At 32.0% G+C, this 13,590-nt stretch carries 17 protein-coding genes; 3 read left to right on the forward strand and 14 right to left on the reverse strand.

What is annotated here, in order from left to right; translation table 11 throughout:
- Nucleotides 1-23: 23 nt before the first annotated feature.
- From ACX6U0_RS01840 to ACX6U0_RS01870, 7 genes are all read right to left on the reverse strand, one after another.
- Nucleotides 24-260 (reverse strand): hypothetical protein, encoded by a 237-nt coding sequence (locus ACX6U0_RS01840; protein WP_464958305.1) that lies wholly within the window; start codon nt 258-260, stop codon nt 24-26.
- A gap of 106 nt (nt 261-366) precedes the next feature.
- Nucleotides 367-1,266, reverse strand: coding sequence for a GNAT family N-acetyltransferase (locus ACX6U0_RS01845; RefSeq protein WP_464958306.1), 900 nt, complete (start codon nt 1,264-1,266; stop codon nt 367-369).
- Between the two features lie 26 nt (nt 1,267-1,292).
- On the reverse strand, nt 1,293-2,522 hold the full coding sequence (locus ACX6U0_RS01850; RefSeq protein WP_464958307.1) for an MFS transporter: 1,230 nt from the start codon (nt 2,520-2,522) through the stop codon (nt 1,293-1,295).
- 237 nt (nt 2,523-2,759) lie between these two features.
- Entirely contained in the window at nt 2,760-3,374 is a 615-nt protein-coding gene (locus ACX6U0_RS01855; RefSeq protein WP_464958308.1) for a TetR/AcrR family transcriptional regulator, read from the reverse strand.
- 151 nt (nt 3,375-3,525) lie between these two features.
- A complete protein-coding gene (locus tag ACX6U0_RS01860) occupies nt 3,526-3,837 on the reverse strand; it encodes an MTH1187 family thiamine-binding protein (RefSeq protein WP_464958309.1) in 312 nt (103 codons plus the stop codon).
- Nucleotides 3,838-3,912: 75 nt separating this feature from the next.
- Nucleotides 3,913-4,842, reverse strand: coding sequence for a D-2-hydroxyacid dehydrogenase (locus ACX6U0_RS01865; protein WP_464958310.1), 930 nt, complete (start codon nt 4,840-4,842; stop codon nt 3,913-3,915).
- Between the two features lie 170 nt (nt 4,843-5,012).
- Nucleotides 5,013-5,420, reverse strand: coding sequence for a cytosolic protein (locus ACX6U0_RS01870; RefSeq protein ID WP_464958311.1), 408 nt, complete (start codon nt 5,418-5,420; stop codon nt 5,013-5,015).
- A gap of 135 nt (nt 5,421-5,555) precedes the next feature.
- On the opposite strand from ACX6U0_RS01870, the gene ACX6U0_RS01875 reads away from it, so the two are divergent.
- Nucleotides 5,556-5,810, forward strand: coding sequence for a small, acid-soluble spore protein, alpha/beta type (locus ACX6U0_RS01875; RefSeq protein WP_464958312.1), 255 nt, complete (start codon nt 5,556-5,558; stop codon nt 5,808-5,810).
- Between the two features lie 25 nt (nt 5,811-5,835).
- Here ACX6U0_RS01875 and ACX6U0_RS01880 read toward each other — a convergent pair whose 3' ends face one another.
- Nucleotides 5,836-6,066: an excisionase family DNA-binding protein gene (locus ACX6U0_RS01880; protein WP_087998063.1), complete on the reverse strand. Its 231-nt coding sequence runs from the start codon at nt 6,064-6,066 to the stop codon at nt 5,836-5,838.
- A gap of 206 nt (nt 6,067-6,272) precedes the next feature.
- Entirely contained in the window at nt 6,273-7,502 is a 1,230-nt protein-coding gene (locus ACX6U0_RS01885) for an RtcB family protein (protein WP_464958313.1), read from the reverse strand.
- A 285-nt stretch (nt 7,503-7,787) separates the two neighbouring features.
- Here ACX6U0_RS01885 and ACX6U0_RS01890 point away from each other — a divergent pair, with 285 nt between their 5' ends.
- Both ACX6U0_RS01890 and ACX6U0_RS01895 read left to right on the forward strand, forming a co-directional pair.
- Nucleotides 7,788-7,994, forward strand: a complete 207-nt coding sequence (locus ACX6U0_RS01890; RefSeq protein ID WP_087998334.1) for a helix-turn-helix transcriptional regulator — start codon at nt 7,788-7,790, stop codon at nt 7,992-7,994.
- Nucleotides 7,991-8,422: a hypothetical protein gene (locus ACX6U0_RS01895; RefSeq protein ID WP_464958314.1), complete on the forward strand. Its 432-nt coding sequence runs from the start codon at nt 7,991-7,993 to the stop codon at nt 8,420-8,422. The genes ACX6U0_RS01890 and ACX6U0_RS01895 overlap by 4 nt, the downstream gene beginning before the upstream one ends.
- Before the next feature lie 140 nt (nt 8,423-8,562).
- Here the strand turns inward: ACX6U0_RS01895 and ACX6U0_RS01900 are convergent, their stop codons facing one another.
- The 5 genes from ACX6U0_RS01900 to ACX6U0_RS01920 all read right to left on the reverse strand — a co-directional run bounded on the left by ACX6U0_RS01900 (nt 8,563) and on the right by ACX6U0_RS01920 (nt 13,562).
- Entirely contained in the window at nt 8,563-9,681 is a 1,119-nt protein-coding gene (locus ACX6U0_RS01900) for an RtcB family protein (RefSeq protein ID WP_464958315.1), read from the reverse strand.
- 239 nt (nt 9,682-9,920) lie between these two features.
- A complete protein-coding gene (locus ACX6U0_RS01905) occupies nt 9,921-10,046 on the reverse strand; it encodes a hypothetical protein (RefSeq protein WP_464958316.1) in 126 nt (41 codons plus the stop codon).
- A 99-nt stretch (nt 10,047-10,145) separates the two neighbouring features.
- Nucleotides 10,146-10,940, reverse strand: coding sequence for a GNAT family N-acetyltransferase (locus tag ACX6U0_RS01910; RefSeq protein ID WP_464958317.1), 795 nt, complete (start codon nt 10,938-10,940; stop codon nt 10,146-10,148).
- A gap of 470 nt (nt 10,941-11,410) precedes the next feature.
- Nucleotides 11,411-12,004, reverse strand: coding sequence for a dienelactone hydrolase family protein (locus tag ACX6U0_RS01915; RefSeq protein WP_464958318.1), 594 nt, complete (start codon nt 12,002-12,004; stop codon nt 11,411-11,413).
- Between the two features lie 289 nt (nt 12,005-12,293).
- Nucleotides 12,294-13,562, reverse strand: coding sequence for an ATP-grasp domain-containing protein (locus tag ACX6U0_RS01920; RefSeq protein ID WP_464958319.1), 1,269 nt, complete (start codon nt 13,560-13,562; stop codon nt 12,294-12,296).
- Nucleotides 13,563-13,590: the final 28 nt, after the last annotated feature.

The raw sequence follows: 13,590 nt of genomic DNA on the forward strand, positions 1-13,590 counted from the left end.
TGTGGCATTTACTTTTTTTTCGTTTACCAAGGTCTTCCCCAATATCCCCATCTAGGTCTTCCCCATGGTCTTCCCCAGTAACCCCAAGGACGATAATAATATGGATAGCCCCAAGGACCCCACCATCCCCATGGTCTAAATGCTCCAAAAGCTGCAGCTCCAAGTAAGAATGGAAAGAAGAAGAATCTCTCATCTTGATTTTGTGGATGTGTTCCTGTTGGATAATATGTTTGTTCAAAATTTTGTTGATCTTGATACATTTTATTTCACCTCCATACTATTTAGAGTACGAAGGGATGTGTTATTATGAGCAAGTTCGACTATCTAGGCAAACATACAATTACCTTAACTTTGCCTACTTATTATCTATATTAATCTCTTATACATTTCATATTGAGCCAATGTTTCTTTTTGAAAACCTAATGATGATAAAAACCCTTCCAAATGACTATTATTTGGAAAACCAGTTGAGAATGCTTTACATTTTAAATGTAAAAATGCTGTTTGTATTAGTTTTGTAGCAATTTGTTGATTTCTAAAATTTTGATCCACATATAAGAAACTGATTTTACCATTAGAATGTACTGCAGTAGCCCCTACAATTTGTTGGTCCTTATACGCCTCGAAGTAAGCAACATTAGGTGCCTTTTCTAAATATTCCACATCATTTTGCCAATTAATATGGTAGTTCCATCTCTTAACAATTTGAGCAAATGAATTGAAATCAACTTGATGGATTTCACACTCAGCAGTTGGTTTCAATTGTTCAAAATCTGTTAAATCTTTTTTACTAAAATATGAAATATCATAAATTTTTTCATAACCTATATTCTTATAAAACTTTATTGCTCGGTCATTCCCTACAATAACCTCAAGGAACAATTGTTTGCATCCGTGTTTTTTGGCTTCATCTTTATGTAAATCAAATAACTTTTGACTTACACCTTTCCCTCGATAATCTGGACTAATGGCAAGTGTACCACATCTCATTGTTTTCATATTTTCATATTCTTTCATACCACCCAAAATGACCCCAACTGCTTCATTTTCATGTATGGCAACAAAAGAATTTTCTAAATGATTGCCTTCTGGTCCAAAAAAATTGGCTATAAATTGTTCCTTGGATAATTCGAACTTTACGATATAATCAGAAAATCCAATTGAAAAAGCATTATATACAAAATCAATATCTACTTCTGAGCATCTGAAGTACTGAATAGTTTTTAATTCAACATCAGTTACTTCATTTTTAATATTTGTTTCCATTTTATGAGCACCCCTAAAATTTGATTTTACTTACTAACAACTAATTCGACCTCTTGTTTTAGTGTTGGATCATGATCAAATTGAAACATCTTTCTTGAAAATAGAATGATCGAGATGACTAGAATAATAGCTATCATACTACCATGAAATAACCATACAAGATGTGGCATTGTCATGACTTTTAATAATAGTGATGATGCGACAAATCCAAGTGTAAAACCTAGTCTATTTAATAGATTCGTTACGCCAAATATTCTTCCTCTAATTGTGTTTTCAGTTTGTTGAATCATCGATGAGAAGTACGTCCCTGCTGCAGCATCAAACAGTCCAGTGAAGAAAGCAAAAAATAAGATAAATGCTAGTAAATTTGCAGATAAAAATAAGATAAATCCTGTAGACATTAAAATTGAAGTACCAAAGTAGATGAGCAGAAAATGTTTTTTTAGCCAATCAAATTTAGGAATTAACCACGTTGAGATGATTCCACCAATCCCCCATATTCCCCAAATTAAACCTTGATATAAAGTAATATGGTCTGTACTAAGCTCTTCTGCCAAGATTGGTACACCAACATTATGAGAACTAGCAGTAAACGTTTGACATAAGAAGACAATAAAAATCAATAAAAGTAGTGGTCTTAAAAAAACATAGTTTTTAACTTCCTTCAAATCGGTGATCCACTCTCTCCAATTTGAATTCCCACTATTTTTTACACTATTTTCCCATTTAAATAAAAATAAAACATATGCTGATAAAAAATAGGAAAATGCATCAATCCCAATGATGACTCTGTAATCTACAACTGTAGACAATAATGCTGAGCCCAAAAACCCTATTACCATACTAATTGCAGCCAACCTAGAAATAAAAGCATTTACTTGTAATATTTTTTCTTCGCCGAATATTTGTGGGATTTCAGCACTGAAACTTACTGTAAAGAAACTCCCTAAAGCGCCTAACGTAAATGCAATCACTGCAAACATGGTAGGTGAAGGAAAAAAGCAAAGTATTAAAATACATAATCCTCTTGTAATATCACTAAATATCATTAATTTCCGTCTATTATATCGATCAGCTATTACACCTGAAAATAAGCTTGTGATGATTCCACCGCATACTCGAAGTGCTAATATTGCTGCTAACCAAGTTGTACTCTTGGTCATAGAATAAATTACAGCATTCATCACAACCAATTCCATCATATTTCCAATATCTGAAAAAGCCTTCGTGTATAAAAAATATACTTTTTTCCCCATTGTATCTCCTTCACCCTTATCAATTACTCACCCATTTAACAATGCAATGCTAAATAGATTAATTTTACTTGAACAGAATTCATATTTATCGCCTCCTTTAAATAAAACTGACTGTTAAGTTTATTTTATCTTATAAACATTGTATGTCAAATAAAAAAATTTAACATACTAAATTTTCAGTTTTCTTAATTTTATTTTTTAGGTAGCAAAGTTAATACTTCACTACCTAAATTTTACTTATTTCGTTAAAATATAGTTCATAATCATTTCTTCGGTTTGTTTAAATTGTTGTTTATATAATTCGTCTTCTTCAACAACTGAATAATGAAGACAAATTCCATCGATATATGCCCAAAAAATACTGGAAACAAGATCAGCTTGAATTTCTTTTTTAAATTCACCTGATTTCTTACCTTGTTCAATTATTTCATTCATAAATTGTAAATATTGCATTTTATATCGATCAAGCATAATGCTCTGAAGATTTTCATGCCTTGCAGAATTGATCCAAAACTCCATATGCACTCGAATTAAATGACGCCATTCCTCAGTAAGCGTAATTTCACGATACATTTTGAATAGCGTTCTCATTTTATCAGTTGCTGTTTCACAGTTTTTGAAATGCTCATTAATTCTTTCAAATGTAAGTTTTGTTCGTTCTTGCATTAATTCTAAATATAGTTCTTCTTTACTTTTAAAATAGTTATAAATTAATCCTTTACTAGTTTTAGAATATGCAACGATATCATCCATTGTTGTAGAATGGAAACCTTTCTCTCCAAAGCATTTTAAGGCGCTTTCTAATAAACTCTCTCTTTTGCGTTCTTTGTAATCATCAGAAACCTTAGGCATTAATTCTAGCTCCTTACATTTTATGAATTAAACTGACTATTTAGTTTAGTTTAACAATTCATACTATATTTTTCAATAGGTCAAATTTATTAGAAGTTTTTAATTAAAAAAAGTGACTTTACAAATTTAGGTTGTAAAGTCACTTTTTTGATTAATTTTGATCAAGTTTTGCTTGTACTGAAGCTAACTTACCTTCCATTGTACTCTTTTTGTCCCTACGATCATCTATTCTGATTGTAGTAGCAACTCGTGAAATACCATTTTCAAAAGGTACTTCATGCATTTCCTGAACAACTTGAAGAAGTATTGGTAATTCACCTTCAATAATTGTGTTCATCGGAGTCAATTGATACTTTACTTTACCATCATACTTTTCTAAAACCTTATGTATATTTGCCACATAAGCACTCACACTTGGCGTTTCTGTACCAATTGGCACAATTGAAACATCTATAATAGCCATTTTTCATCTTTCTCCTTTCAGAGTAAACATCTTGTTGCATTCATATATTACCATGATTTGATAAAAATGGAAAAATTAATAGCCTTTTTCAATCACAACTTTATTTTGAACAATCTCGCCTTTTTCTAATTTTGACAATGTATCAACAAAACATTTTACACCATCAATTGGAAGTGTTACTGCTGAAATATGAGGGGTAATGATTACATTAGACATCTCCCACAATTCAGAAGTTTCAGGTAACGGTTCGATACTAAAAACATCTAAAACAGCCTTTCTTACACTGCCATTTTGAAGTGCATTTATTAGATCAACTTCTGAGACTGTTGCTCCTCTACCGACATTAATGAAACCAGCACCATTTAAATTCTTAAAAGTAGACTCATTGATAATATTTTGTGTCTCTTTTGTAGATGGTAGAACACCAATTACCCAATCTGTTTGTTCTAATATCGTATGTGCGTTTTGTAATGTCACAACTTTTTCAAAGAAAGGTTTTTGTTCTCCGCTCATTGATACACCATATACCTTCATACCTAATAAGGATAAAGTTTTTCCAATATATCCACCAATTTCACCTGTACCATAAATAACAACTTTTTGTTCTTCTATTGATTTAGGAATATGAAACTCCCATTTACGTTCTCTTTGTAATTCAGAAAACTGCTCATGTAATTGAGCATCTTGTAATATGTAACTTAAACAGTACTGACTCATTTTTGCGCCGAAAACATCAATTGTTCGAGTAAGTAATACTTCTTTATTCCAGTCTAGTTTCATAAAACTATCAACACCTGCTGCTAAAGAGTGCACCCATTTAATATTTCCAAATTCAAAATTAGGAGTTGGTCTAAAACCAACAAATGTATCAGCCCATTCATAATCTTCTTTTGTAACCTGATCTTCAGGTAAAAAACGAAACTCTTTTACTATATCAAAAGATTCAATTAGCGTCTTTAGTTTATGATGTAATTTACTTGTTACCAGTATTTTTTGTGTTTCCATTTTGCCAACTCCTTCTCTCTCTTTTTACTTATTGTTAATTTTAACATAATTTTTTGAAAAGAATAAAAAAAGAACCCTTTTATGGAAAAGAGTTCTTTTTTTGGATAAATATTCTAATATGAATATATAAACATCGTGATTTCTGGAAGTTTATTCATCGATATGTATTATTATACTTCTAAATCATTTCCTTCTTCTATGATATGGAATAATAAATGTACTAAATGATGAATAGAATTTGACTCTTCTAGTTCAACTTCTTCTTGATCTTCAGTTTCATCAATGAATTCTAAATCATTTAAATAAAGTGCCATAAATTCATAGTAATCCTTCATTGCAAATGAGTAACAAGCAACTGGCTCTTCTTCCTCTTCTTCAAATTGAAGTAATAAGTGTGATACATTGCCATCTTTATCTTCTGCATCAAAAAATACAAAAAAGCCAATATTTGTATCAATCTCAAATAAATGTCTAGTGCCACCTATAGTTGCACTGTGATATTCTTCATCATTCAGCTTTTGAATTTGCATATTGTCGACATTGTCTTCTTTGTGAAAAGTCACATTAAATGATTTCATTTTTTTATCTCCTTATGTACATAAATTAATTGATATTAAATCCTTCTTTATGTAACATACCCTATTTACTAGTAATTATTTCCACAAGTTTAAAAATGAATATAGGGCAAAATACAAAAAAAGGAGTGAACTACTATGAGTAGAAGAAATAAAATTTTAGTGCCTGAATCAAGAAAAGCTTTAGATTCACTAAAGGCAAAAGTTATGAATACAACAAGCCCTGAAGATGCTAAATTTGAAGCTGCCAAAGAAGTTGGGGTTCCGTTAGCTGACGGTTATAACGGTAATCTAACATCTGAACAAAATGGAAAAGTTGGTGGCCGAATTGGTGGAAACATGGTCAAAGAATTAGTAAGAATGGCTCAAGAAAATTTAAATAAGAAACAATAAACAAAATTGATCTTTTCTTATATCACTAGTCTTCATCTTTAATATCTGGATCTTCAGGTATTGGTTCATTATAATAATCTGCAATCATTTTTTTCATTTTTTCAACTTGATCCAAATGATTATTAAATTGCTCTTTATAAATTAAAAATTGCTCACCATCATGAACAGCTCTTATTTTTTTGGCTTGAATTAATTGTTTTATATAAGCTACATCAAGTGATAAATATTCTGCAGTTTCTTCAATTGTTAAATACATGGGAATTCTCCTTAAAAAACATTGTTCGCTCTATTTTACCATAAATTGACTAATTACTATGACTTTAATGGTCAAAAAGCAGGGAATAACTGTAATATGAACAAATTGAAAAAGACATTGGGTATGAGTTTCCAATGTCTTTTTTAACTTGTTACCTTTATGTTCTACATATAAAGAGAAACTGAAAGAAGTCTCTCAAGTCGACACTATGATTTTTTAAATCTTCCAGGTGTAAACTTTTCGCTGGCCTTGAAGTTATAAACAGGTTTAATAAAGCTGGCAATCTCGCATGTTTCTTCAATTTTCTCTAAAATTTCATTCATTGGCTTGTAGGCCATTGGTGCTTCATCAAGTGTCTCTTTAGAAACTGATGTTGTCCAGACACCCTCCATTGTTTTATGAAAATCGTCTATGTTTAAGGTTTTCATTGCTTTTGTGCGGCTTAAGATGCGTCCTGCCCCATGTGGAGCAGAGAAATTCCAATCCTTATTACCTTTACCCACTGCTAGTATTGAACCATCTCTCATGTTCATTGGAATAATGAGTCGTTCTCCTTTTTGCGCAGAAACTGCCCCTTTACGTAAAATCAAATTCGCAGTATCAATATAATTATGCACCGTATCGAAGCGATCCATCTCCTCAAATTCCATATTCTCGATGATGGCTCTTGCAATCTCTTCACGGTTTGCTTTTGCGAATGCTTGAGCTAATTTCATGTCGTGCATATAATGATGGAAGTCCTCACCTTCCAAATATGCTAAATCATTTGGAATCACTGGATTTTTTTCTTTGTAGCTTTGAATGACTGTTTGGATTTCTTTTTCTTTATTCTCAGCTTTTAATTGTCCAATAATTTTCGTTAAATCATGATTACGAATATTTGAGATAGCTACTTTTTGATAGTATGTTGCAATCTTTGCCCCAACATAACGGCTGCCAGTATGAATCGTTAAATAATGGTGACCATCGGAATCTACAGATACTTCGATAAAATGATTGCCACCGCCTAGCGTTCCCAAACTATAAAGACTTCTATTCTGGCTCAGTATGTGCTTAGCCTTAAACTCTTGTGTGGCAGGAAAATTCGTATTTATAAATCTTGCCGTCTCATCTGTATGGAGCTCATGTCCGCTTGGGACGTATGTTCGGATGACGTTATCAAGCTTATTAAAATCAACTTTATTATTTTGAAGCTTGACAGTAAGGACACCGCAACCGACATCGACACCCACAAGATTAGGGACCACCTTATCTTTTAACTGGATGGTCGTTCCGATTACGCAACCTTTTCCAGCATGATAGTCTGGCATGATACTAATCTTTGTATCCTTTAAAAAAGCTTGATTACATAGCTCTTGTATTTGCTCAATCGCCGTTTCCTGTGGATAATTGGAAAACACTTTTGCCTCTGTTTGCGTCCCCTTTATATTTATCACTAGTTTTCCCTCCTCAAAACGCAGATTACAACTAGGCTATCATTTTAAGAACAATCTGACAACGAGTTTTGTGCGAAAATTTAAACCTAAAATGTTTCTCAACATTCTGACCCAATTATTGAGAAACGTAGAACACCTACCACTGCACATTACATTCATGACAATATCATCCCCTCTTGAATGTAAAGCTTTTCAAAATGGAAAGTATACTTGACATTATTTGAATACCAGCATAAACTCGCATTATGGAAAGTAAACTTTCCATAAAAATAAGGGGTGAACTTGTTGAACAATCGTTTAGAAGAAATCCGCAAGCAACGCGGAATTAAGCAAGAAGAATTAGCAACGGCTCTTGAAGTGTCAAGGCAAACTATCGGTTCACTGGAAAACGGACGCTATAACCCATCTATCCTTTTAGCGTTCAAGATTGCTCGTTTTTTCGGTATGAGTATAGAAGAAATCTTTATTTATGAGGAGGATGAAAATATATGAAAAAAACTACTCCGATTTATTTCCTTACCGCGCTAGGAGTAGCACTACTAGTAGGTGGACTTTACTTCATCAAAACAGTTGAAGATCCCCATGGTTTCCTGAGAGCGTTGCCATATATCTGTGTTGGGCTGGGCAGTAGCATATTCGGTCATGGCATGGGAGAAATTATCGTTCGAAGCGCTATGAAGAAGAATCCCGCCGCAGCAAAGCAGCTAGAGATTGACCAGAAAGATGAGCGTAATTTGGCAATCGCTAATCGTGCAAAAGCCAAAGCATATGACATGATGGTTTTTGTGTTTGGGGCCTTAATTATTTCATTTGCCTTAATGGATATAGATTTAATATTGCTGTTTCTATTGGTTTTTGCATATATGTTTTTCGTTGGTTATAACACATACTACCGTTTCAAGTACTATAAAGAGATGTAAAATATCCTTTTTATTTTTCTTTCTATTTTATGCTTTAGATATGTAAAGTCCTTATAGAACTTAAGTATGCGCTAGTTCTATAAGGACTTTACAATAAATTATGACAGTTGGGCTTGAAAACAATGTAATTAATTGATAGGTTACTTATCAGCTTTTAAATTGTAAATCGGTTTCATATAGAACTCAATATCAACTAGTTCAGTAATATGTTCGAGTATTAACTTTGGTTTTTTATATACCATCGGGGATTCATCAACAGTATGTTTGTTTACAGATGTTGTGAATACACCTTTCATTGCCTTTTGATAAACGTCTAAATCTACTTTATGAGCTGCGTCTGTTCGGCTCATAATTCGACCAGCCCCATGTGGTGCTGAATGATTATAGTTACTTGAACTTTTACCTTTTCCAACAGCACATCCGTATGCCATATTAAATGGTATGATTACTTCTTCGCCTTCAATAGCCGATATTGCTCCTTTTCTAAGGATATTGTTTTTAATATCGATATAATTGTGAATCGATTCGATCTTTTTTATATTATTAAACTCAAGTTTAAAATATTTTTCGATGATGATTCTAGCGATTGTATCTCGATTTAATGAAGCAAAATGTTGAGCAATCGAAAGATCCCTAATATACGCTTCTTTGTCTTCCTTTTTGGACAAATATTCAAATCCTTTATAACTTTCTCCGAATAATTGCTTCATATTTTTTTTCGCCACATTCATGTGATGTTGTGCAATTTCGAATCCAAAATGTCTTGAACCCGTATGGATTACTAGCCAATAATGGTTACTTTCATCTCTATCAATCTCGATAAAGTGATTACCAGAGCCAAGCGTTGCAATACTACTCATCACATATTTGTAGTTGAAACCAAGTCTCTTTATCGCTTCAGCAATCTCTAGCGGTTCTATTACTGGTTCATCGTGGATATTTGATCCAATCGGAATATTTTTCCGAATAAACTTATCAAGCTTTTCGCACTTTACCGATTTCATACGTCCAAGATGAAACGCACTAACTCCGCACCCAATATCCACTCCAACGATTGAAGGAATAATAAAATCATTCAACGTCATTGTAAAACCTACCATTACGCCTCCACTAGACATATGACAATCGGGCATGACAACGATGTTTGAATCTGAAAAACATTCCGTATCTAATATCGTTTTTAATTGTGAAATAACATTTGTATCTACATAATCCAGTAGAATTTTCCCTTTATTGTGTTTTCCTTTCAGTTCTAACATGTAAAATCCTCGCTTATATTTTTCTAGATTAAAAGTTGTTCCTTCTTCCTAGCACGGCAGTCTTTAATGAGAATTATAGCATCTCTTATTCAACTAAACTTCTAAAAATTAAATAAACAATGAGTCACCTAAGCAAATTCAACTAACATGTCAATTAACAAAATAGAGGATGATCGAATCATGATCATCCTCTATTTGTACAACTAAGGCATGCGTTTGATTTATACGAACAAGATTTATTAACTATTTTTTCTTTTGAAAAGATATATTAATAATCCTATCATTAAAAGTGGCGTCGTCACGATGATAATTGGCAAATATGCAGTAATGTAAGAAAAATATGTAGCAGATTCTGAAATTTCCAACCGAAAACCTCCTTTTATCAAATTTAATAATTATTTATATCTATTATATAGTTAATACATAATTCCCTTTTTTATTAACTATCCTTCCAATAACGTCTTTTAAATATATGAATACATCATCCAAAAACCAATATCCACAAAACCTATTCTCTTATAAATTGCTCCTGCTGAAGGATTATCATAGAACAAACAAAGTTCTTTTCCTTCTTCTAAAAGTTGATGACAAAGCACAAACATGCACTTTGTTGCATATCCCCTCTTCTTATAATTTTCAAGTGTAGCGACCGCTATAACCATTGCTGACAAAGAATTTTCTGCTGCTGTTGAAGCTGTTGATACCATTTTTCCATCTTCCTTAATAAAAAATGAGCGTGATGTACCATCAGACAATGTTCGATGTTTTCTTTCTACAGTAATGATAGAATCATTAAATTCCGGAACAGACTTTAATAATTGAACAAGAGCTTCTGCATCCTGGGGAGATGCTTGCTCGACATTTGAAAATTTCGCAATATTTTTATTCGATGCTAATTTAGCACACTTAGCGTAATATGTTTGCCTTTTTGTTTTTAGTTTTTTATTAAGGTATGGCTCAATTTTTTCAGTGATTTCCTTTAGACCTGACATGAACTTAAAATCAGGATCATTAGACATAATCTCTGCGAATTCCTTAGCATTAAATGAATTGGATGCATATGGAATATAGTTTTCTTGATATTTTAACAACACTGCAACAAGCTCACCGCTATCGTTAAACTCTCCCCAAACTTTTTGAAATTCTTGGTCATATCCGTAAGCCTCAATATCACCGATAATAAATAAATTTTCAGCACTTCTTGGCTTCAATAAATTAAAACAATCCTCATGATCATTTTGAGATAGTCTTCTGATCATTGTTCTCTCCCCCTTTAAATGAACTTTCCACTTAAAATATTCCCATCATTTTACAGTAAAAAAATCCTACTGAAAAGAACTTTTTTAATTATTAAAAAACTTGAAAGAAGCTCCTATCACTAAAACTATTTATAAAACAATTTGAGTTTTTATCTAAAATGGCTTTCTTTCTTTATTTGTAGCCAGTCTATTTGTAGAGTCTTCGAAGTACGAAAACAAAGGACAATCTATATAATCTACTCTCATAAAAGTTATTTCTACAAGGTAATTTCTATTCCTAAGTTAGCTAAAAACTAAAAAAAAGCCACGTTAGTGACTCATTTTCTGAAATTAATGCATGCATTAGTTGATTGACCATTCGAGGAACAACTAATGCAATACATACGTTCAGTTTTTCGTAATTAAAGTATTTTGATAAATAACGTTGATAACTTATGCATGTGATAGTTCTATAAAATCTTGTTTAATATTCAATGTTTATTTAAGAAGTTTACCATTTCGTTTAATGCTTTTTGGAATGATTTTTCATTAAATTTGGAAGAGTATGGGTCACTAAATCCGTGATGTCCATTGTATTTATATATTTCTATATTCTTTATTTGTAATCTTGAGATTAACTCATCCACACTAAAGGATTCTTCCTCTTCCGGAAAAAATAACATTGTATTGCATACTGGCACTAATTGAGTGTAATTCCTAATTCTAGATCCATAATATCCCACAACCCCATCAAGACATTCTTCCTCGCTACACAACCAAGCAACAGTTGCTCCAACACTAAATCCAATAAGATATATTTTCTCATATTTATCTTTTACATTGACTAATAAATTCTTTATTTTATCAGAAGCGGCAGAGAACCCTACATTCTCCATAAAATCGTAATAAGCAATCTCCTCTTCTGAATAATCAAATGATTGTTCACGTTCTAATAGGTTAGGACAAATAACATCAAAACCCTTTTTTGATAATAGATCACAAAAATACTTTATATGTTGATTAATACCATAGATTTCGTGTATCAAAATAATCAATTTATCTGATTTTTTCAGTATCTTTAGCATTTTTATCCCCCATAATAGTGATTCTATAATTATATAATTGCAATTATATCATTTCTAATTCAACAGATATCAACATAACTGTCAATCCACTTTTATATTGTGTAGTGTTAAATAAGAGCTTATATAGTAATAATTTAGTAGAAATGTTTTCTCATATGGGATTTTTGTTTAACAATGAAAAAAGCCCTACCTATATTTATTAGATAAGACTTTTCATTAAAGTTAATTAAAATATATCGTCTGCTTTTTCCTTGTTTTTCGAAAAAAGAAAAAAGATTACTTTTCTCTTTTAACGGACGATTCCTCGAACACTTAAAAACATTAATAGATTCTTTATGGCTCTTTGAGCTGTTAATAAGGCTTGATCAGCGTGTGAATGAATAGTTCTTACAAAGGCAATTCGAGAATAGGAGCTTTTCAGTTTGCTAACGTGAATTCCATCTGAAATGAGCTGACTAAATTCAGCAACCCCCTCCATATTTTTAATCTCATCTTTATTTTGAATCGTTTCAAGTACTCCATCAAAATTAACAAATGAATACCAAATAGCGGAAGTCTTTCTTTCCTCATTCACCGAATTTAAGTGATTGACTAGCTTTTCTTTTATCGGTATACCAGCTTCTTGTTCTACTAAATAATGAATGCAATCAATTCCGATAGAATCATAAATTAATTCTGGTAATTTATCACTAGGTGGTCTTAGTTGTGTTTCAATGATTTTAGGTCCATCAATTGTATAAATGATATCAGTGTGTGTAATACCATATTCAATATTTAAAGTATCTAAAAATGTAAATGTATATTGTTTAATTTTATCTTCAATATGAATTGGTAAATCCGCTGGAAAAACATGACCAATCTCAACTTTGCTATCTTGATCTACATGCTTTTCTACAATACCAATCATAAAATGTTCACCATTTTCCGAAATAACCTCAACGCTGAATTCTTGTCCGACTAAAAGTGGTTCAACCATTAAAGTCGAATAATCAAGACGCGGTGCTGCTGCTGATTCAGAAAATCCCATTGCTTCCTCAATGTCGTCTTCAGTATAAATGACAGAAATACCAGTACTTGCTTTCCCTTTTGATGGTTTTAAAATTAATGGATAACCAACCTTACTAGCAAATGTTTTGATTTCCTCTACTGAATTGACAAGTTCACAAGGAATATCTTCAAACTGTAACGCCTCTAATCTTTTTCTCATTGAATATTTATTATTAACCCAATCAATTGTACTAGGACTATGGAACGGAATATTAAGTGCTTCTGCAATAACACATGCTTTATCTTGATCCAATTCTTCAAATGATGAAACGTGGTGTATTGGATTTATGCTATGAAGATTTTTTGCATATTCTATCCACATTTCCGGAGTAGAATCATCCTTCATCACAATAATTGACTCATGACAGTGTGCTCTATGTAAAAACGGTAACTCAGATGCTCTACAAATAACGCTAGTTCGAATAGTAGAATGTATCTCACTTAGTTTAGAGGAATAATTAGATGTACCTATGATTAGTATATGTTTTTTTGCTTCGACTAAATTTTCCATTAAAAATCCTCCTTTGAAAAACAATTTA

This window comes from Gottfriedia sp. ABJ_BB2_2 (assembly GCF_055484705.1).